This window comes from Rhizobium sp. Root1220 (assembly GCF_001426265.1).
Taxonomy (GTDB): domain Bacteria; phylum Pseudomonadota; class Alphaproteobacteria; order Rhizobiales; family Rhizobiaceae; genus Rhizobium.
Map to the genome: position 1 here is coordinate 117,433 of NZ_LMDG01000001.1, position 21,260 is coordinate 138,692.

16 protein-coding genes and 1 tRNA gene are annotated in these 21,260 nt (G+C 58.2%); 8 read left to right on the forward strand and 9 right to left on the reverse strand.

The features are described 5' to 3' along the window. Positions 1-98 precede the first annotated feature (98 nt). A tRNA-Val gene (locus ASC90_RS00585) sits at positions 99-174 on the forward strand. A 130-nt stretch (positions 175-304) separates the two neighbouring features. On the opposite strand, the gene ASC90_RS00590 is transcribed toward ASC90_RS00585, so the two are convergent. From ASC90_RS00590 to ASC90_RS00610, 5 genes are read right to left on the reverse strand one after another with little or no spacing between them, the layout of a single operon-like run. Continuing rightward, positions 305-913, reverse strand: a complete 609-nt coding sequence (locus tag ASC90_RS00590; RefSeq protein WP_056534244.1) for a sugar transferase — start codon at positions 911-913, stop codon at positions 305-307. Positions 914-921: 8 nt separating this feature from the next. After that, entirely contained in the window at positions 922-1,833 is a 912-nt protein-coding gene (locus ASC90_RS00595; RefSeq protein WP_056534246.1) for an NAD-dependent epimerase/dehydratase family protein, read from the reverse strand. Positions 1,834-1,876: 43 nt separating this feature from the next. After that, positions 1,877-3,793, reverse strand: coding sequence for a nucleoside-diphosphate sugar epimerase/dehydratase (locus ASC90_RS00600; RefSeq protein WP_056534249.1), 1,917 nt, complete (start codon positions 3,791-3,793; stop codon positions 1,877-1,879). Then, a complete protein-coding gene (locus ASC90_RS00605) occupies positions 3,790-5,109 on the reverse strand; it encodes an O-antigen ligase family protein (RefSeq protein WP_056534251.1) in 1,320 nt (439 codons plus the stop codon). The genes ASC90_RS00600 and ASC90_RS00605 overlap by 4 nt, the downstream gene beginning before the upstream one ends. A 32-nt stretch (positions 5,110-5,141) precedes the next feature. After that, the gene (locus ASC90_RS00610) at positions 5,142-5,876 is read right to left on the reverse strand and encodes a glycosyltransferase family 25 protein (RefSeq protein WP_244480268.1); all 735 of its coding nucleotides are present in this window, start codon (positions 5,874-5,876) and stop codon (positions 5,142-5,144) included. Between the two features lie 569 nt (positions 5,877-6,445). On the opposite strand from ASC90_RS00610, the gene ASC90_RS00615 reads away from it, so the two are divergent. The 3 genes from ASC90_RS00615 to ASC90_RS00625 all read left to right on the forward strand — a co-directional run bounded on the left by ASC90_RS00615 (position 6,446) and on the right by ASC90_RS00625 (position 11,173). After that, a complete protein-coding gene (locus ASC90_RS00615; RefSeq protein WP_244480269.1) occupies positions 6,446-7,540 on the forward strand; it encodes a GGDEF domain-containing protein in 1,095 nt (364 codons plus the stop codon). Between the two features lie 877 nt (positions 7,541-8,417). Next, complete coding sequence (locus ASC90_RS00620; protein WP_056534256.1) at positions 8,418-9,590, forward strand: HlyD family secretion protein; 1,173 nt, start codon at positions 8,418-8,420, stop codon at positions 9,588-9,590. A gap of 20 nt (positions 9,591-9,610) precedes the next feature. Then, entirely contained in the window at positions 9,611-11,173 is a 1,563-nt protein-coding gene (locus tag ASC90_RS00625; RefSeq protein WP_056534258.1) for a DHA2 family efflux MFS transporter permease subunit, read from the forward strand. Positions 11,174-11,281: 108 nt separating this feature from the next. Here the strand turns inward: ASC90_RS00625 and ASC90_RS00630 are convergent, their stop codons facing one another. Continuing rightward, the gene (locus tag ASC90_RS00630; RefSeq protein ID WP_056534261.1) at positions 11,282-12,160 is read right to left on the reverse strand and encodes an MBL fold metallo-hydrolase; all 879 of its coding nucleotides are present in this window, start codon (positions 12,158-12,160) and stop codon (positions 11,282-11,284) included. Between the two features lie 415 nt (positions 12,161-12,575). Between ASC90_RS00630 and ASC90_RS00635 the strand changes: the two genes are divergently transcribed. Then, complete coding sequence (locus tag ASC90_RS00635) at positions 12,576-13,451, forward strand: alpha/beta hydrolase (RefSeq protein WP_082519768.1); 876 nt, start codon at positions 12,576-12,578, stop codon at positions 13,449-13,451. 124 nt (positions 13,452-13,575) lie between these two features. Then, positions 13,576-14,550 (forward strand): MBL fold metallo-hydrolase, encoded by a 975-nt coding sequence (locus tag ASC90_RS00640; RefSeq protein ID WP_056534265.1) that lies wholly within the window; start codon positions 13,576-13,578, stop codon positions 14,548-14,550. Positions 14,551-14,611: 61 nt separating this feature from the next. Here the strand turns inward: ASC90_RS00640 and ASC90_RS00645 are convergent, their stop codons facing one another. Together ASC90_RS00645 and ASC90_RS00650 are read right to left on the reverse strand one after the other, a co-directional pair. Then, positions 14,612-15,256, reverse strand: a complete 645-nt coding sequence (locus ASC90_RS00645; protein ID WP_056534266.1) for a response regulator transcription factor — start codon at positions 15,254-15,256, stop codon at positions 14,612-14,614. Continuing rightward, positions 15,257-16,672: an ATP-binding protein gene (locus ASC90_RS00650; RefSeq protein ID WP_244480270.1), complete on the reverse strand. Its 1,416-nt coding sequence runs from the start codon at positions 16,670-16,672 to the stop codon at positions 15,257-15,259. Between the two features lie 366 nt (positions 16,673-17,038). On the opposite strand from ASC90_RS00650, the gene ASC90_RS00655 reads away from it, so the two are divergent. Then, the gene (locus tag ASC90_RS00655) at positions 17,039-18,532 is read left to right on the forward strand and encodes an MDR family MFS transporter (protein ID WP_056534268.1); all 1,494 of its coding nucleotides are present in this window, start codon (positions 17,039-17,041) and stop codon (positions 18,530-18,532) included. A gap of 28 nt (positions 18,533-18,560) precedes the next feature. Here the strand turns inward: ASC90_RS00655 and ASC90_RS00660 are convergent, their stop codons facing one another. Next, the gene (locus ASC90_RS00660) at positions 18,561-19,493 is read right to left on the reverse strand and encodes a GntR family transcriptional regulator (protein WP_056534270.1); all 933 of its coding nucleotides are present in this window, start codon (positions 19,491-19,493) and stop codon (positions 18,561-18,563) included. 235 nt (positions 19,494-19,728) lie between these two features. Between ASC90_RS00660 and ASC90_RS00665 the strand changes: the two genes are divergently transcribed. Continuing rightward, entirely contained in the window at positions 19,729-21,231 is a 1,503-nt protein-coding gene (locus ASC90_RS00665) for an altronate dehydratase family protein (protein WP_056534272.1), read from the forward strand. Positions 21,232-21,260 lie beyond the last annotated feature (29 nt).

The following is a 21,260-nucleotide window of genomic DNA, read 5'->3' on the forward strand; positions in this document are numbered from 1 at the left end:
GCCTCGGGCGCCAAAATGTTCTGAAACGTGAAAAAGATGCTTGCGGTCGTTTACCAATGTCGGTAGAGACGCTGCATGTTCGATGCACACAGCATCGAGGGCGATTAGCTCAGTTGGTAGAGCGCCTCGTTTACACCGAGGATGTCGGGAGTTCGAGTCTCTCATCGCCCACCATTCTTTTTCCTTTGAAATTATGGTCTTACGCGGGTGCCTCGGCACTCGGGAAATTCAGCGTTCGTTATGCTGAATTGGGTCAACCTCGCTCTTCGCTTGCGAAGCTTGTCCACCCGACATTGACACGACGTTATCGAACTGCCGCGTCCCCGGTGCCGCCGCCTGCGATCGTGGCCACGATAAGTTTCACATCGCTCCAGAAACCTGCCGTCTGGACATAAAGGCCATCGGCTTCCGCGAGCTCCTCCGGCGTCGACATATCGATACCCCTAAGCTGAGCCAGCCCGGTAATTCCGGGTCTGACGGAAAAAACGTCGCGTGCTCGCCGGGCCGCCAATACCTTCACCTGCGTTGGCAGGCAAGGCCGAGGGCCGACCAAGCTCATATCGCCTTTCAGGACATTCAAAAGCTGTGGAATTTCGTCGAGCTTGTAGGCGCGCAGTGTTCTGCCAATCGGCGTTATCCACGACGGCGCTGCGTCATGGGAGCCGACGTCAGGCGTTCCGGCTACCATCGTGCGGAACTTGATGCAGATGAAAGGAACCTCATTGCGCCCCACGCGCTCTTGCAGGAAAAACGCGCGTCCAGGCGATGTCCTTCGTATCAGCACCGCGAGCACAACGAACGCCGGGGACAGGATGATCAAACCGGCGGCTGCGGCACAAACGTCGAACAGTCTCTTAAGTCCGTTGTCAATCCGTCGCGCTTTTGGCTGTTGCGTGGTCTCGTTGGTGTGCATGCGTTGCCTCAAATTGAACGCCGGATAGCATCTGGCGTTTGAAACGGCGGTGTCCATCCCAACAGCCTGCGGGTCTCGGAAGCATCCACCTCCAAACTGTCAAGAACCCTGCCGGCCAGGTCTCCCTTGCCGGTCAAATTCGCTATGCCTCTCAAAACGCCTGCAGGACACGGCAGCAACCGGACGGATTTTCCGGTAGCCTGTGCAATCAGGCGAATAAGCTCCGGCGTCGCCAACGCCGCTTCGTCCGCCGGCATCAAGACGTTGCCCGCTGCAGCCGGGTGAAGCGCGGCGGATACGAGCAAATCGGCCAAGTTTTCGACATACAGGATCGATCTGCGATTATCGATGGATGCAAACGGCAGCGGCATTCCGCTTTTCACTAGCCTGACAAGCGCATCGAAGCTTCCCGCCACCCCGCGACCGTAGACGAGCGGCGGCCGAACAATCACCACCTCCATGCCCGACGTCGCCGATATCTCGGCGAGGCGCTGTTCCGCCTCGAACTTGGAGGCGGCATAGGCGGTCTTCGGGGACACTGGAGCATTTGCCGAGAACGGTTGACCCGGTGCCGTTTGTTCGCCGTTGACCTTGATGGTGCTGACAAATACAAACCGCTTCACTCCTCTTGTCGCGGCCTGCCTCGCAAGGTTGACAGTTCCGTCGACGTTTACGGCGGTGAATTCCGCCGCATCGGAAACAGGGCGCTCGACGACGTTCTGGTTTCGTGCCGCCAGGTGAACGATAACATCCACATCGACCAGCGCCTCATTCCAATCAGTACTGCCACTGATGTCGCCGACAGCGAGGTGCCCGGCCATGCTCAATCGGCTGACAGCCCTGAACGGCAGATTGCGGCGTTGCAACAACGGCTGCAGATGTCGCCCGACAAAACCTGTCGTGCCGGTCACAAGCAACATAGTCTCACTCCAGCGGGAGGGAAGCGGTCGGAACATGCCACCGTCAATTGGGGCGCTCTTGGCGGATTGAGACAAAGTCAACCACTTTCCCGAAGGGACGATACCCCTCCACCAGCTCGCCGAGCACATTTCGCAAGCCAACCGCGTCGCCGTCATCCGCCAGAACGTTCAGTCGATCCAGTGCCGGGGCTAGTATCTCCCAGTTCATGAACCGCTCCCTCGCCCGCAGCACCTTCGGTTGCTCAGTCGGTTCGGGGTTGTCGCCAATCAGCGTTTCCTCGTAGAGCTTCTCACCCGGTCGGAGACCTGTTGTTACGATGCTGATGTCTCCAGATGGATTTTGCTCGTCTCTGACGGTGAGACCGGATAGCTCGACCATGCGGCGCGCCAGATCCATCACCTTCACAGGCTCGCCCATGTCGAGGACGAATACATCTCCACCCTCGCCCATCGCCCCGGCCTGGATGACCAACCTTGCGGCCTCCGGCACAGTCATGAAAAACCGCGTTATATCGGGGTGGGTCAACGTGATCGGTCCGCCGTGGCTTATCTGTTGACGAAACAGAGGCACAACCGATCCCGATGATCCGAGGACATTCCCGAAACGAACCATCGCAAGCATCGTTTTGGCGCCATCGTCCGCCAACGCCTGAAGGGTCATTTCCGCGAGACGCTTCGTTGCTCCCATCACGTTGGTCGGTCTGACCGCCTTGTCGGTACTGACCAAGATAAAGCTGCCGACACCTGCGGCGATCGCCGCCTTCGCGACCGTAAGGGTGCCGAATACGTTGGTCTTTACGCCTGCGACCGGATTCTGCTCGACGAGGGGGACGTGCTTGTAGGCAGCCGCATGATAAACAGTATCGGGTCGCCACGTTTGCAGTATTCTCGTGATCAGAAGGTCATCGCACACATCCACCAGCAGCGGAACGATCGAAAAATCAACGTGGTCGCGGCCGCACAGCTCATTCTCAAGCGAATAAAGCCCGTATTCGCTTTGATCCAGAAGCAGAAGCATCGAGGGCTTCAGGTCCGCGAGGCAACGGCAGAGTTCGCTGCCGATGGAACCAGCGGCACCTGTGACGAGAACCACCTTGCCGCGAACGTTTCTTTCCAACAGCGCTTGGTTCGGCTCGACCGGAGACCTACCCAGTAAATCTTCCAGATCCAATTCCTGCAGATCGGCCAACTGGGGCTGTCCAACGGCAAGCGCATTCAAATCGGGAACGGTGCGGACAGCGACACGCACACCGCGCAGCGTCTCGAGAATCTGATTTCGGCGTGTGCGATCGATTTCCGGCAGGGCCAAAAGAACTGTCCGCACATTCAGCCGCGCACTCAAATCAACGATATTGCCCGGGTCATAGACCTTGATCCCGCCAATCAAGCTTCCATGCAAGCTCTTGTCGTCGTCGAGGTAGCCAACGATCCTGAAGTCGGCGCTATGACTCGACGCACCGCTGAACTGCCGACCCTGGAAGCCTGCGCCGTAGACCAGGATGTTCTTCTCAGCACTCCGCCTCAGTATCCGGTTATAGGCTTCATACAGAAAATACCTCGTCGTAAACCGTGAAAGCCCTATCGCAAGAAGCAGCAAAAGTGGCTGAAGTACCCCCACGGTGCGAGGTATCCCGGGAATGCTTACGGCCGTGAAAACGGCCATGAACGCCAGCCCGTAGATACTTACGGCTTTGATCACGGTAATGGATGCCGACCAGCCAACAAACCTGAAAATCGCTCGATATAGTCCCATTGAAATGAAAATGGGTAAAGCGATGCCTAGCGAAACCGGGATCGTGAGCAGTTGAACTCCGGAGAGAGCTACCCAGTCATTGAGCCGGAAGCAAAATGCTAGCCAAATGGACAGTACGCACAAACAGGTGTCGACCAGCAGAGCCAGGGCACGTTTGGTCGGCCTCGGCAGGTCCAAAATCTGCTGGACATACTTGTGCGCAATCATGTTGCACTCTGCCTGTTATCGGACGCCGGATCCGAACTGAGGCGACCGCCGCCTATAGGCGCCATAGCGTTCTGCCTCATGGAGCAAGCGAAGCAAACGGCTGCAAAAAGCAACGCGAAGGACTCACCGAGAGCAAGCCTGTTGTTGGAATTGCTCAATATGGTGAAGCCAAAATACACCGCGAACGTTAGATAACAGCAGAACGCACTCCTGCTGACGATGCCTGCCGCAGCAGCCCGATGGACACGCCAGATCGAAACCGCGACGATGGTGCCAAAAACGATCAGACCGAAGAAACCGTATCGAACCAGAATTTCGAGGTAGCCGTTGTGAAGAAGCGTATAGGGAACGGAAGCATACGAAGTGCTACGCCAAATCGTTAGCCAGGCGTTGCCACTTCCGAATATTGGCGCAACAGCGATGACGTCCAGAGCATTGGACCAGAGCTGCAGCCGCTCATTCAATGACAGCGGTGTCGATGCGGACGAAATTGCCTCACGCGCAACGACAGCCGCCTGTGCGCCGCCATCGACCCTGCCAATCAGACCGATGACCGAATCAAATGTCGCTGCTCCGAACCGTTCAATATTGTCGCGAACAAGATAGATCGCGCCGCCCAAAAGCACCAGTCCGCTAACGACAGCCACCTGCAGTCCTTTTCGGCGCAGATACAAAGTCGCCATAGCCATCAGCGCGAGCGCCGGCATCAATGCGAACCAAACGCCCTTGGACTTGGAGCCAAAGATATTCAACAGGGCAAGGCAAATCACTGCGATTGCGATCGACAGGGCGATTGCCTTGAACCGCGCCGATCGACCAACCTCCCACTGATGCAGCGCCCAGTAATAAGCGCCGATGAAAATGAAGCCGCAGCCAGCGGCACCGTGGATGGAGTTGTGGTGAAAAAGCGGCGTGATGCGCTCCCCCGAAGCAACTATGGAGAACGGTGTTGATACGAGAAGCAGCAAAAGGGCTACCGAGAAAAACCCAAGCAACACCGTGCTGGCAACGCGCCAGCTCATGTTAAGCGCGATACCCATAAAGGGGAAGAAAAGCGGAAAGGCGTAGAGCCACTCAGACGCACCCCTCTCACCCGTTGTCGCGAGATCGAAAACGAACCTGGAGAGGGCAACTCCCCCCCAACCCATGCACAGAAGTGCCAGCCAATCCCGGGATACCGCGCCAAGCGGATTGGCACTGAAGAGGAACACACTAACGATCAAGATAATTGTTGCATATCGATAGGCGTCACTCTCGATCAGTGTGACAGACAACATTGTCAGCCACAGAAGCCCCGCTACGAACTGCAGCGCCACTTCCCTACTCCACACCGATGTCGAGAACATCTTCATGAAAGTGCATATTGTATGCGACGCGCATACTCGAAAATGCGGACAAGATGTGTGCGCATTTTCTTGATCCCTCTTTTTTTAACAGCGCGATACTCCGCCCTGCTGGCTATCTGGCTACTCAGGGCCCTCTCCGACAGGCTCACGACATTTTCTCGTACGGTGAAAATGTTCAAGCCAGTCTTCCATCCGCGTTCGAGCGTGACATCGTAGGGAAACTCTATTTGCTGGATCCGGCTGAGCAGCTTGCGTGCACCGTGGCGGGTTACCAGATAACAGGCGGCAGAACCTTGCGGCCCATGCAGACAGCGCCCGACAGCATCACCATAGGGTGTCACGGCCACACCTCTGAAAAATCTGGACCGGTGGTTGAGCAGCTTCACAAGATCGGCCGATGGAACAGCCGCCAGAATCGCAGACGCCCTGCTTGTAAGATTTTCGACCAGTTCCACGTCATCTTCCATGATGATCGCACTGTCGTAGCCACTTTCGAGAAACGTCTCCAAAGCCTTGATATGGGCAAGATAGCAGCCGTATTCGCCTGGCAGGATCGGACGACCGTTTCGACAGATAAATCGCCTCTCGTTGAAAGCCGAGCGTTGGCCTGAAGCTATCTTCCCTCCGTCGATTCCCGCTATGCGATCAATCCGCATTCCAACCCGTTCCGCCTGAGAAGCAATGGCCGCCCATCGGTCCCGCGATCGATCCAAGTTTATTACAAACGCGCCGACCATGCCTAACACTTTTTGCATCACCTCAAAAACGCAACCGAATGCGCCTGTCCACTCGTCTAACTAACGGCTGTGCGTCTTTGGCAAGTGGCTGCTGGCCTGACGCGGATGCCTGAATGCTCATGGTTTACGTGGAGATTGCGCGATACGCAATATTTCAGCGTGTCTTTCAACACCAATCAACAACCGATGGTCGCCATATCCAAACTCACATTATCCGTTACTGTTGCGATTGCAGCTAAGCCTCAGCTCCACATCAGTGCCGACCTGCTGGTCAGAGCGTGGTGATTTGTGAAAATTATAGCGCTTCCTCGACGTCAGTCTAACGCTATTTTCGTCTCCACGATCAACCCGCCACGCAGTTCGAGCAGGCCAAATAGATCTCGGCGTCGTTTACTTCGTTTTAAGTGCGCCGATACAATACTATTCCATAAATTGCCTGCCGCATGTGCATGATGCACCACGGAGCTCCAGTCGTTTCTGTCCCTTTGCTTTCCGAAAGGCACCACAGCCGCTCGTCGGAAACTACGCGTCATGGCAATGAGTGAGGTCCAAACAAAACGCAAGACGATGTGTTCATCGTCGACAGCGAAACAAAGTCATGTGGAGAGCATTCGATGCAGCCTACCGGAAACACCGTACATCTGGCATTGCGTGTGGCAACGGTAATGCAGCAGTTGGGCATCGAGGGCCTGCCACGGAATTATGAGCTCGTCTTCGAGGCCATGACCGGCAACAGTCCGGATCTCGCGCGGGAGCTCAAATCGCTCGGTGCGACCAAGTCTCAAAAGGTACTGGATGGGATTGGTCGCCGGTATCTGCCTCACCACTATGAAGGTGGCTTGCTTGAAGCCCGCTCCGGCCAAGTCCAGCAAGAACTGCAGAGCATCCTTAGCTTGCTGGACGAAGAAAAAACCGCGCTGACACGCTACGGAACCGTGATCAGTCAGGCGGCACGGGTATTTGATTCGAATGAATTGCCCGACAGTTCCGCACTCAAGCAATCCCTGAAATTCGTGAGCTCCGCAACACATGATCGCGAAGCCCAAAGCGCGATGCTCGCCTCAAAAGTTGTCGAGAAATCCCAGAAGCTGGAACAGGTGCAGCGCGAGGCAGAGGCAGCCAACGCCGCCAGATTCGTCGACCCGATCACCGGGCTGGGAAACCGCCGAGTTTTCAACAAGGAAATGGCGAAAATCTACGAACGATCCGGCCTGCCCGATCTGTGTGGGATTGCCTTTGCAGAACTCGACACGTTCGAGGTCATTGCCGGGGTTCCCAACCTGGTCGAGCCTGTGTTGAAGAAGGCCGGTGAATTGATCCAATCGCTGTTTGGTAAGGACGATCTGGCTTGCAGATTCGATCGAGGCCGGTTTGGCTTCGTGTTTCGAACCGCGGACGAAACAGAGATCATGAGGCTTGTCGATCGTCTCCGCGATCGACTGAAGGGGGTGTCCGTCGCGCATCCGGTAACCGGAAAACAAGCGGCCGTGCTGACTTTGTCTGTCGGATTATGCATGTCGAAGCAGGCACGGACAGCAGACGCCTTGATGGCATTCTCCGAACAAGCGCTCGGCATGGCCAAGGCATCCGGCGGAGACAACGTCTCCATCCACGGCGCGACCAATGTTTCGCAGGTACCCAAGGACTGGCTGATCTATAGATAAATCCCGCAGAGAGGTTCACGGTGGGAGCCTTCCAACAAAACAACGTACTTGTGCCGCTGTAGGCTGGCCTCGCTACAGCGAAAAGAACCGTGCCAACGGAAAGATGGGCAAGCCCGGTGATTGATTTTTTTCTGCTTATGCCTCAACCTAGAATTCCAAGCTGACAGGGGCTGGGGGGTTGCCTGTGGCGAGGGAGAACGACTTTTGCAATATGCTGTGCTCCGTGATTCAGATGTTTGCATAATTGCTCCAACACTTTGCCAAGCGGAAATCGAGCGCCGTTTCTTTGCCTCGGCAAGGCGTGATGGTTGCGTAACCATTGTTGCCATCGCGGATGATGAAGAGGCCACGGCGCGTCTCCTGCTGCAACTCGCCTTGCGAAATCCGCGTAGCCAGGCGTGAACACTTGCTGAAATGTTGACCTTGAGCCCGGGCGATCCGTGGACAGCTGTGTGCGATGCCGACTCGGATTCACGAAGGCCTCGGCACCTTTGCATCCTGTCAAAGGCGACTCGTTTTCACGAGCGTGCGCAGGCGAAGCCACGTCACCGACCTATCACTTTCGGCTGGCAAGCTTTAGAAGCCAGCACGAGCATTGCGAAGCCCCGAACGGTCACCCGCAAATCGAGCTCCTGAGAAATGCGGTGCGCCAGCGCTCAATTGGATCGCGCCGCGTTATTGGCATCCGATGGCGGCCACATCCAACGCGTGTCTAGCTCCGCCCACACCTAAGTATGGTTATGAAGGGGGCGGGAAAAGGATAATTTTCAGCCATTGCGGCATCTTTCCAGCTGGACCGAACAGCCGAGCGCTAACTTCATGAAAATCATTGAATCCCGGGCAATCCAGGCTTGGTCAACCAGGAGCAGGAGCCATCATGAACGTCATCAACCATCCTGCTAGCCCGACGGCGGAAACCGCCCTGCCAGCAGGTGACGGCAGCAATGCTCAGGCACCAACAACGCCCGCACCGGTGAAGCGCAAGCCCAAATGGCGAATGCTGGTGCTCGGTACGGTCGCGATCGCGGCGCTGGGTGCGGCGGCCTATGGTGGCTGGAAATATTGGACGGTGTGGCAATTCGAGCAATCGACGGACGATGCATATGTTCAGGCCGACGTGGTCGCGATAGCGCCACAGGTGGCGGGCTATATCCAGACCCTTCACGTCAACGACAATCAGCCAGTCAAAGCGGGTGACATTCTCGCTACGATTGATCCGCGCGACTTTCAGGCGGCGGTCGATCAGGCAAAGGCGGATGTCGCACAGGCCGAAGCGGACATAGTCAGTATTGCTGCCCAGCTTAGTGAACAAAAAGCACTGATCGACGAGGCGCAAGCGACGATCAATACCGACCAGGCATCGGAGGTGTTCGCTGAACAGAACAACCAGCGCTTTTCGACCCTGTCGAAAACGGGATCTGCAACAGTGGAAGAGGCACAACAGGCGGCGTCGCAGGCCGAATCGGCAAAGGCCGTGGTGGTCAAGGACAAGGCGGCGCTGGTCGCCACGCAGAAGCAGATCGATACGCTCGACGCACAGCAGTCAGAAGCCAAGGCAACGCTCGACCATAATCGTGCTGCGCTGGCGCAGGCAGAACTCAACCTTGGATACACGGTGCTCCGGGCGCCCGTCGACGGCGTGGTCGGCGCGCGGACGGTTCGGGTTGGCCTCTATGCCCAACCCGGTCAACTGCTTCTGGCGGTGGTGCCGCTCCAGGCGGCCTATGTCGTCGCCAACTACAAGGAGACCCAACTCGCCGACGTCAGGCCCGGTCAGCCGGTCGGGATCGCCGTGGACACATTCTCAGGCGTTACCGTGCGCGGTGTCGTCAACAGCCTTGCCCCGGCAAGCGGCCAGGAGTTCGCCCTGCTGCCGCCGGACAATGCGACTGGCAACTTCACCAAGATCGTGCAGCGGGTTCCCGTGAAGATCACTATCGACAAGTCGGATCCGCTCGCGGGTCGCCTGCTTCCAGGCATGTCCGTGACGACGACGATAGAGGTCGGACCAGTCGCTGAAACCACCCCTCCCGCGAACAAAAGCAAGTAGTTATCGGAAGGTCAACGGCGATGACGGGCATCGAAGCGGCTGGCGGAGAGCGCGAAGCAGGCGCCAGCATCCGCACATGGATCGCGGTCGGCGGCTGCATGGTAGGCGCCCTGATCGCCGTCCTCGACATTCAGATCACCAATTCCTCGCTTCCGCAGATCGAAGGCGGGATCGGTACCGGTACCGACAACGGCACCTGGATCTCGACCGCCTATCTGATCGGCGAAATCATCATGATCCCGCTGACGGACTATCTTAGCCGCGTCTTCACCTTCCGTCGCGCCCTGCTTGGCAACCTCGGCTTGTTTCTGTTCTTTTCCATTTGCTGCGCCTTTGCCACGAACCTCACGGAAATGATCATGTTCCGTGGATTGCAGGGCTTCACCGGCGGGGTAATGATCCCGATGGCCTTCACGCGCGTGTTGACCACCATCCCACTCCGCCAACAACCGATGGGGCTGGCGGCTTTTGCGCTGACAGCGACATTCGGGCCAGCGATCGGGCCGACCATCGGCGGTTATCTGACCGAAAACTATGGGTGGCAGTACATCTTCTTCATCAACCTCATTCCCGGGGCGTTGATGTTTGGGCTGCTCTATCCGACGCTGGAACGATCCAAGATGAACCTCTCATTGCTGCGGGACGGCGACTGGTTCGGTATCGCATTCATGGCGGTCGGCTTGGCATCGCTGCAGACGGTGCTCGATGAAGGCAACAAGGACGACTGGTTCGGCTCACCCTACATCGTCCACCTGGCGGTCCTGGCAGCGATCACATTGACCATTTTCATCATCATCGAGCTGATCGTCGAGAAACCGGCTGTCCAACTACGGCTGCTCGCTCGCCGAAATTTTGGATTGGGTACGCTCGCCAACGTCATTGTCGGTTTCGCCCTGTACGGCTCCGTTTACGTGCTGCCTGCGTATCTGAACGGAGTTCAGGGCTACAACGCCGAGCAAACCGGCTTGGTGCTGGCCTGGGCCGGCCTGCCGCAGCTTCTGATAATCCCATTCGTACCATTGCTGCAAAAGCACTTCGATCGGCGTGCCATCGTCTCGGTGGGTCTGGCGATCTTCGCAGCGAGCTGCTTCCTGAACACGCATTTGAGCTTCGACGACGGCGGCGACCAGTTCATGATGACCAACATCGTGCGGGCAATCGGTCAGGCCGTCGTCATAGCACCGCTGATCGGTATCGCGACAATCGGCATCCCCAGGGAGCAATCGGGAGCGGCATCCGGCCTGTTCAACATGATGCGAAGCCTCGGTGGCGCTGTGGGAACGGCGACCCTGGCGACGATCATCACCAAACGTGAACAGTTCCATTCCAACATCATCGGCCAGTCGGTCACGCCCTATGGGAACAGTGTCGGGCAGTTTCTGACGGAAATGCAGCAGTACTTTCTGGCGCATGGCGCCGGTGATATCCCGCATGCGCATCATCAGGCCGAGATCCTGCTTGGCAATCTTGTTCAGCAGCAATCCTTCGTCATGGCGTTTTCCGACACCTTCTATGTCCTCGGAGTGCTGCTGTCGCTCGCGGTCGTCGTAGTCCTCATGACGCGCGGGCCTTCATCGACTTAGGGCCGTCGGATGTTGCCAAGTGCGAGGCATGTCCGGATCATGCCGATAGCGAAGTGTCACTACGTGGGTGAACCCAAGCATTCGGCAGGAAGGAGCCGACACTCAGGTTCATGCCTTCACAAATCGATAGGCGTTACCGTCGCGCTCGGCATAGCCAACCCCCGGATAGCTCCAGTGATAGCCAAGCAGCTTCAGCTTTTCGCTAGCGGCGCGATCGAGCAGGGCCGCCCTGTTCTTCAGGGCAACATCTGGTTCGGTGTCGAAGCCGAAGTGCCATGCCGGATGCTCAAAAAAGATGACGTCATTTGTGCAGGCGTCAGCGGTGATCAGCAAATTGCCATCCCCGGCAAGCTCGATTGAAACATGGCCCGGCGTGTGACCTCGCGTTTCGACAACTTGCATGCCGGCAACAATCTCGTCACCGGGCTTCACCAACGTCAGTCGATCCTTGACAGCGAACAGATCGCGCTGGGCGCCTCGGGCAAAGGCGTGAAGCGCGGCCGGCATATGCGCCTCGTAGTCCTTGTCTGTCCAGAAGTTCCATTCCGCCTCACTCACATAATACTGCGCGTTCGGGTAAAGCAGCTTGCCCTCTGCCGTCGTCGTCGCGCCGGAGTGGTCGGGATGGGCATGCGTGAAGACAATCTTGGTGATGCTTTCCGGTTCGACCGCAAGGGTCTTCAGATTCTGGGCGAGCCTACCGGCGGTTGGCTGAAAATGCGGGCCTGAGCCATTATCGATCAGAATGAGATCGCTGCCGTGACGAATTAACGGAATGTTCGCCTGAACCGGCGCGCCTTCGGCATTGCCGCCGAGGCGGGCCAGGATTCCGGTTCGTTCCTCCGGCGAGGCGTCGGGAAGAAGGACCTCCGCCGGAAGCGTGATGAAGCCATCGCTGACGACCGTGATGTCGAAGGCCCCATGCGCGAGGCGATGAACGTCGGCGGCAAACACACTCCGCGGTAGAAGCAATGCCGCCGCCGTCATTATCGAGCCCACAAGCATTTCACGGCGATTTGGGGAGAGTTTGTCATCAGCTTTAGAAGGCATCCGCGAATCTCCCTGGAACTGACGGGCGTTTGCCGGCTTCCGCCATGCACGCCGAATAACCTACGTCGCCCTCAATATAATTTTAAAGCGAACTATGTTTTTTTCCAGCGTCTAGTGGTTGTCTGCAGGCTCCGATCCTTGCATCAAATTCCACTTTTGCATGGACCGAGCATTGATAACACCCTGAACCGCTCCAATTGCACGTCCGAGACAGACACGCTCAACACCGATCTCCAGACTTTTCCAGCTCGCACTCCCGGGCCCGGCTTGCTTGATCCAAAGATCGCCAAAGCGTGCTGCAGCACAGGTATCCCTTGTCCACGGAAGCCGTAGGCTCATTCAGGAGGCTGATATGAAAATTCCGGTTATTCGATACCATACCGCAAAGATCGACGGCGTGAATGTCTTTTATCGTGAGGCCGGACCGGCTGACGGGCCGATAGTCGTTCTGCTGCATGGCTTTCCGACTTCATCGCATATGTTCAGAAACCTCATTCCACTCCTGGCCGATCGTTATCACGTTATCGCGCCAGATTATCCGGGCTTTGGCGAAAGCGATGCACCTGATCACACGAGGTTTGCCTATACGTTTGGAAATTACGCGGACATTGTCGACGCCTTGTTAAACCATTTGGATGCCAAGCGGTACGCGATGTACGTCATGGACTACGGTGCTCCGGTCGGCTACCGCCTTGCCCTCAAGCATCCCGATCGCGTCACCGCCCTGATCGTGCAGAACGGAAATGCCTACGAGGAGGGATTGAAGGAATTCTGGGATCCCATCAAGGCTTACTGGGCTGAGAACACGCCCGCCCGCCGTGAAGCCCTGGCCGGTCTCGTTTCTCTCGAAACGACGAAGTTCCAGTATCTGGATGGCATGAGCGATGCCGCCCGGATTGATCCGGACAACTGGGTCCACGACCAGGCCTTGCTCGACCGCCCCGGCAACAAAGATATCCAACTCGATCTCTTCCACGACTACGGCACCAATGTTCCGCTGTACCCAAAATTCCAGGCGTTTTTCCGCGAGCGCAAGCCGCCGACACTGATCGTCTGGGGAAAGAACGACAAGATCTTCCCGGCCGATGGCGCGGCCCCTTATTTGCGCGACCTGCCGAACGCGGAGATGCACATGCTCGACTCCGGGCACTTTGCTCTCGAAGACAAGCTCGATGAGATGGCTCCGCTCATCCACGATTTCCTTGATCGAAATCTAGGCCGGACCTAGCATCGCCAAGTGCTGCTTGTCGGAGGCCGAGACTAGATTTCGGCCATCTCGTAGTCATGCAGGCTGCCCCTTCGGGCCGTCGCGACAAGTCTCGGATCTAGGCTCAACTGACCAGGAGGACGGCATGAATTCGTCAATGCACCACTACAATCTTTCGAGACGCGGCTTCTGCTTTTGCTGCCTTGGTGGCGCTGCGTTTGCGGCAACTGGGGCCTGGTTGACGCCTGCCGAAGTCTTTGCGGCGGCTGGCAACGTGGTGGATGTGATACGAGATGCAGCTGCCAAGGCGTCGATCACCACAGAAAAGCTTCGCGGGGGTGTCAGTGCGCTTTCCGGGTCAGGCGGCAACATCGCCGTGCTGGCTGGCGGCGACGGCAAGCTTCTGATCGACGCCGGCATCACAGCCACGCGACCTCGAATCGAAGAGGCTCTGGTCGCCCTGGGACCGCAACCGATTACCCATCTGATCAACACGCATTGGCATTTCGACCATACGGATGGCAATGAATGGCTGAATTCTGACGGCGCCGTGATCATGGCCCACCCCAACACGCTCACCCACCTGGCCTCGGCACAGCGCGTCCAGGACTGGGATTTTACGTTCCCGGCATCACCGAAGGGTGCCTTGCCGACGTCGCTCATGTCCGGTGATGCGCAGACGCTGAAATTGAACAATCAAACGATTGCGTTGAAATACTACGGACCCGCCCATACCGACAGCGATATCTCCGTCTTTTTCCAGGAGGCGAATGTGCTTCACACTGGCGACACCTTCTGGAATGGAGTGTACCCGTTCATAGACTATTCCACGGGCGGCAACATAGACGGTACGATCATGGCAGCGGAGGCCAATATCGCTACCGCCGCAGGTGACACCATTGTCATCCCCGGCCACGGCGCAGTGGGGAACAAGGAACAGCTCGTCGCCTTCCGAGACATGCTCGTTGGGATCCGCGAGAATGTGGCCAAGCTCAAGAAAGAAGGGCGCTCCGTGGACGAGGCGATCGATGCGAAACCGACCGCAAAATGGGATCCTGTCTGGGGGAAATTCGTCGTGACGCCAGCTTTCTTTACGCGGCTCGTCTACGAAGGCGTTTAGCGCAGTCTATGGCCCGCAAACACCAAGACGACGGCAACCGGTTCTGGCTTTGATCCACATATCACAGCGAACCGGTCATCCGCTGCGCGACAAGTGCCAGTTCGACGCGGTTCTTGGCATTCATCTTCCGAAGAAGCTTGGAGACGTGGAACTTCACATTGCGGACACTGGTGCCGACCAGGTCGGCGATCGCCTGATTGCCCATGCCGCGGGCAACACATAGCAACACCTGTCGCTCTTTCGACGATAAATCGGGAGGCGAGTTGGCGTTTTCCGCCGGGACGGCCCGCATTGTCGCGAACAGCCGGGAGCCGAGGGTCGGCGCAAGATAGCTGTTGCCGCGTTGCACGGTCGTGAGGGCGTCAAGCAACTCGCCCGCAGCGACGCCTTTCAGGATGTAACCGGCGGCCCCCGCCTCGAGCGCTTCGAGAACCTGGCTGTCATCTTCCGACACAGTCAGCATCACGATCCTGACGTCCGGCCATCGCGCGTGAATTTCCCGGGCTGCTTCAATTCCGCCACCCGGCATGGAAATATCCAAAATCGCGACTGCCGGTCGGTGGCGTTCAGCGAGGTCGATGGCGTCCTGTTTCGATGCTCCTTCCGCGACCACCCGCAAATTCGTGCTCAACGCAATCGTCTGAAGCACCCCCATCCGGAAGAGCGCGTGATCGTCAACAACGATGACAGAGGCGGGCTGCACCATCTACGCCGTCTCCCGCAACTCGAACAGCATCGTCAGCCTGGTTCCATTTCCGGCAGCCGCGGCAATTTGCAGGCTGCCACCAAGACTTTCGATGCGTTGGCGCAAGCCATAGATCCCCATTCCTCCGCCGACCTGGCGGGCTGGCGCGGTGAACCCCTTTGGTGGCCCCTTGTCTGAAACCACCACTTCCAGATGCGCAGTGCTCATCTCATACCGAACCGCCTGGCAGTTGCCGCCCGCATGCCGGTAGGCATTGCTCAGGCCCTCCTGCACAAAGCGAAAAAGACAGATTTTCAACGCCGCCGGGATTTCCCTATCATCAGCATTTGTCACGAAAGCGACCTCGGTTCCCGATCGGGTCTCATGCAGCTTGATGGCACGCTCGATGATGCGGCCCGGCATCAGATGCTCGATTTCCGGCAGGATCAAGGATCGCGCAATTGCCCGGATCTCCGCCGAGGCGCCATCAAGCGAATCCTCAAGCATGGCGAGCGGCGTCTTGCGACCGGCCGCTGTCTTCGCCTGGCGGACCTGCTCGACCTGCAGCCTCGCAAAGCCGAGAAGCTGAGCCGGCCCGTCATGGAGATCTGCCCCGACGCCCCGCATCAGCTTTTCGTTGCGCTCCGCCAGTTCCATCGAGGCTTGCCGCGCGATATTCTGCAGTTCCATCAACTTGCGGGAAGCAGCTTCCGCCTCCTCGGCGCGCTGTCGCAATGCCTGTCGCTGCTCTTCGATCGTATTGCTGGCCCGGCGAACGATTGCGAAGAGACACAGTAGTATCGCACTGGAGCCGATTGCTACCGTGGCCCAGCTAGCAAGCCTCACTTGTATGAGATCCCGATCGAAAATCGACAGGTCTTCCTGAATTTCCGCAACCGCGATGATCTGACCGGAGAGGTTGTCGCGCAACGGACTGTAGATCTCGAGATAACTCGTCTGAAAGTTACGAGCGACATGCTCGCCGGCGCTCAGATCGGCCACCAATAGCGAGACTTCGCCGGAAAGGGCATTCCTGACACCGACCGGCAGTTCGAAAGTGCGACCGATCAGGTCCTGCGACAGCGAATAGATGATCTGTCCGTCCGGTTTCCATATTTCGACGTGGGGGAAGCGATCGCGCAACGCCGGATCCGTGAAGAGACCGTTGAGCCTGGCGATATCGTTCGCCGACAACGAATGTCCCGACATCAGCCCCTGGACCAGCGGCTCCGTCATGCTCTGAACGAAAATCGCCGCAGCGTCGGCTTTGCTTCGGATCGCATTCTGCGCAACGATCCGCGATACAGCGTAGCCCGATATCACTGTGGCGAAAAGAATGAGGGCGCCGCTGGCAAACAGAAACTGGATCGATGGCGACCGCGTTCGCATCCAGGTCAGCAATTGCGCAATCACCTGCCCCTCACACTCCGATTCCATCCCCGCATCGAAGGATCGACCTTCAAGACCCAACGCGCCGCAAAGGCGTTGCAGAACAATCTTGCCAAGTAACTCCCAGACCCTCCCAGCAAAGTCTGCACCGCACGCCACAGCCTCACACCGTATGACATTATGCTTAAAGAACCTTGGTGCAACACATACTTTCGAGCGTCTTGGGTGCGAAGGCGCGACGCGTCCGAGGACGGTGAGAAGGCCCTTCCTCTCGTCGGGTTTCCCGAAATATAGCCAATTGACGTAGTCCGGGCGGGCGAATAGAAAACCAGACATCGCTTCGCGTCGGCACCTGCCTGCCCAGCCGACCTGCCGAAACCGACGGCATGCCGCGGAGCATCCGGAGACTATTTCATGCCCAACACAGCTCAGCGCTCTAACCGTGCGCTTGTCGTTGCAACGATCATGCTTGCCACCTTCATGGTTGCAATCGAGGCTACGATCGTCGCCACGGCAATGCCAAAGATCGTCGGGCAACTGGGCGGCTTTACGTACTACAGTTGGGTGTTCTCGGCGTTTCTCCTCGCCCAATCGACGACGACCGTTATCTACGGCAAACTGTCGGATATCTTCGGTCGCAAGCCGATTCTGATTGTCGGGATCGCGGTCTTCCTGTGTGGATCTCTCCTTTGCGGTCTGGCTTGGTCGATGACCTCGCTGATCCTTTTCCGTCTCCTTCAGGGACTTGGCGCGGGTGCGATTCAGCCCGTGACGATGACAATCATCGGCGATCTCTTCACGCTTCAGGAACGCGGTCGGGTACAAGGTATCATGGCGACCGTCTGGGCAACCTCGGCGGTTGTCGGACCACTCGCCGGCGGCGTCATTGTCGACAGCGTTTCCTGGGCGTGGATTTTCTGGATCAATCTGCCCATCGGCGTCTTGTCGATCGCAGCGTTCCTGGTGTTCCTCAAGGAATCTGTGGCACACAAGCAGGCCAAGATCGACTACGCGGGCGCGATCCTTTTCTCGATCACGATCACCGCATTGCTTGTCATCCTGACCGAAGCAGCGGATGCGAGTGCTGGTATCCTGCTATTGCTTGGCGCTGTCTTCCTCGTTGCCGGCACGCTTTTTCTCCGGCAGGAGCGACGCGTGGCGGAGCCGATCATTTCGATCGCACTGTGGAGCCGCCGACTGGTCGCAACGAGCAATGCCGCGACATTGCTTGCGGGGATGGCGCTGATCGGTCTTTCGACCGTACTGCCGATGTACGTGCAGGGCGTCCTCGGGCGGTCATCGATCGTCGCGGGCTTCACGCTGACGATGCTGGTCGTCGGATGGCCGCTGGCCGTCATGCTCTCCAGCCGTTTCTTCAAAGCCTTCGGAATCCGTCGCACCCTCAGGGTGGGGAGCCTGATGTTTCCCTTCGGTGCGAGCTTCCTCTTGTTTCTGACACCAGACAGCCATCCGGCACTCGCCGGTGCCGGGTCGTTCTTCATGGGCTTCGGCATGGGACTGATCAGCCTGACGAGCATCGCGCTGGTGCAGGATAGTGTCGAATGGTCAATGCGCGGCAGTGCCACTGCCTCGATCATTTTCGCCCGCAGTCTTGGCAACACGCTTGGCGCGACGGTACTCGGTGCTATCCTCAATGCCGGGATCACCCACTATGCGGTCGGCGAAGCAGCAAGCTCGCTGCACGAAGTGCTCAACCAACCCACGGGCCTTTCGGAGTTGGCTGCGGATCCCGCAATCCGTGCCGTCTTCGATGCGTCGCTTCACTGGACGTTCTGGGGCGTGGCCGTGGTGGCCGTGCTCACGTTCCTCGCAGCCTGGCTCATTCCGGTCGGGCATGCGCATGACCGTGCATCGACGTCGTCAGTCCCGAGCGAAGCCTCGCACTAAATTGAAAACCGCACCCGTAAGTGGGATTTCACTTTCCGTCGGCAGGCGCGGCCCTTGGTAGCGGACTGAGTTCTTCGATCACCGCCGGGATCGATTGCAGCAGGGTCTGCCGAGCCGACCGCAGGTGTAGACGGCAGGAGAAGTCGATTGCCGCCTGATCGCGCGATTCCAGTGCGGCGATGTAGTCGAGGTGTTCGTGAATGGCGCGTTCGTTGCGCTCGCGGGCGAAAGCCTTGTTCCACTGGTAGTGATAGTGGAAGATGATGGCGATGGCATCGTAAAAGTCGGCAATGAAACGGTTTTTCGCAGCGCCGTGGATCAGCAGGTGGAACCGCTCGTCAAGCGCCGAAAAATCCTTGTAGCGCGTGTCGAGATCCCTCAGCATCGCCTGGTGTTGTGCCTTGATTTCGGCGAGCGCGCTCCAGGCGTCGTGACCGGCCGGAAGCTTGCCGAACTCCGCTGCCGAATGCAGCTCGAACATCTCGCGCACGTCGGCGAGTTCAAGCGCAAAATCGCGGGTGAAGCCCTTCAGAATCCAGTGGCTGTTCGGTCGCTTCTCGATCAGGCCGAAACGCGAAAACCGGATGAGAAACTCGCGCACGCTGGTAGTGCCGGTTCCGATCTCGCGCGCAAGCTCCAGCTCGTTGATCTGCATGCCGGGCGCGGCGTCATCCGACAGAATTCGTTGCATGAAGCTGCGCTCGATGATGTCGTGCAGCGAGCTGGTCTCCTCGGAGGGGAAAAGCTCATCTTCCGCAGGCTCTCTCAGCACGATCTTCTGGCGCTTGTTCCAGCTGATAATCCCCTCGTCGCTGAGCCGCGCAAGGATCGCTCGCGCGGTGCTCCGGCTGATCCCGAGTTGCGCCGCTATCTCCGGCTCCGAGGGCAAGGTGGCATCTATGCGCAACGCCACCGCATAGCGGTTGTACGCTTCCTTGAAGACTGTATTCTGCCTCGCCATGCCCCGCCCTCATGCTTCGGCGACCCCGATCGACCGCCCTTAAACAGAGGTCTCCGGTAGGTCGGAAGCTTTATCCATCGACGATCCTTATCTTATTTTGGATCGTGTGCGGCTGTTTGCCTCCCTCGTCCACAGGATCAACAATCCCGTTGACTTGAAAATGTTTATTGTAGATAAAAAACAAAATCAATGCGCATTCGCCGAAGCAGCGAGTGTTTCCCTAGGGAGAAAATTGTTGAAGAAAGACCCTTGGATCATCCTGTCGACCGGCGACAACGTTGCGGTCGCAACGGCTGCGATCGCAGCCGGCGAGACGGTCGCGGGTATCCAGACCCGCGAGAAGATCGACCCCGGCCACAAGATCGCGCTGGCCGACATCGCGCTTGGCCAGCCGGTCGTGAAGTACGGCCAGGCGATCGGACGCACAACGGCAGAGGTCAAGGCTGGCGATCACATTCACAGCCACAATCTGCATTTTGAGAATGACCGCCTCGCGGCGACCGCGAATTCGGCGCCGGAAGAGGCAAGCGCGAAAGACCGAACGCGCACTTTCATGGGCTATCGTCGCGCTGATGGGCGTGCTGCGACGCGTAACTACATCGGCATCATCGCCAGCGTGAACTGTTCCACCACGGTCTGCCGTGCGATCGCCGAGACGGCAAACCGCACCCTTCTGCCGCATTATGAAGGCATCGACGGCTTCGTGCCGATCGTACACGACCAGGGGTGCGGGATGAGTTCGACCGGCGACGGCATGGCGGTGCTGCACCGGACCCTTGCCGGTTATACGAGGCACGTGAACTTCGGTGGCGTGCTGATGATCGGGCTCGGCTGCGAGGTCAACCAGTTGACGCTCTATGGCCAGAGCGGGGCCGGAAGCTCCAAGCGCCACTTCAATATCCAGGACGCGGGCGGATCGCGTCGCGCCGTCGAACGCGCGATGGGAATGCTCAAGGAAATCGCCGACGATGTCGGCAGGGAGCGGCGCGTGGCGCTGCCGATCAGCGAGATCATCATCGGCCTGCAATGCGGCGGCTCCGATGGTTTCTCCGGTATCACCGCCAATCCAGCGCTCGGCGTTGCAGCGGACCTCCTGGCCGCGGCCGGCGGAACGGCTATCCTTTCGGAGACCTCGGAAATCTATGGCGCCGAGCACCTTCTGCGCAGCCGAGCCGTCAGCGACGAGGTTGCGAAGAAACTCGACGACAAGATCGCCTGGTGGGAAAAATACGTGGCACTGCATGGCGCCTCGCTCGACAACAACCCCTCGCCCGGCAACAAGCGGGGCGGGTTGACGACCATTCTCGAAAAGTCGCTCGGCGCCGTCGCCAAGGGCGGACGCTCGCCGCTGACCGCCGTCTATGGCTATGCCGAGCGGGTGACCGCGCCCGGTCTGGTTTTCATGGATACGCCAGGCTACGACCCGGTCTCGGCGACGGGGCAGGTCGCCGGTGGCGCCAACATGATCGCCTTCACGACCGGCCGCGGCAGCTGTTTCGGCTGTCGCCCTGCACCGTCAATCAAGCTGTCGAGCAATTCGGCGCTCTATGCCTCGATGGAAGAAGACATGGATATCGATTGCGGCACGATTGCCACCGGCGATGCGACGATCAGCGCCAAGGGGCGTGAGATCTTCGACCTGATCATCGACACCGCATCGGGCAAGAAGACCAAGAGCGAGGAATTCGGATACGGCGACAACGAATTCGTGCCGTGGCATCTCGGGGCAACGCTCTAGAACAGAAATCTGTCAAGTCTTCTGAGGAG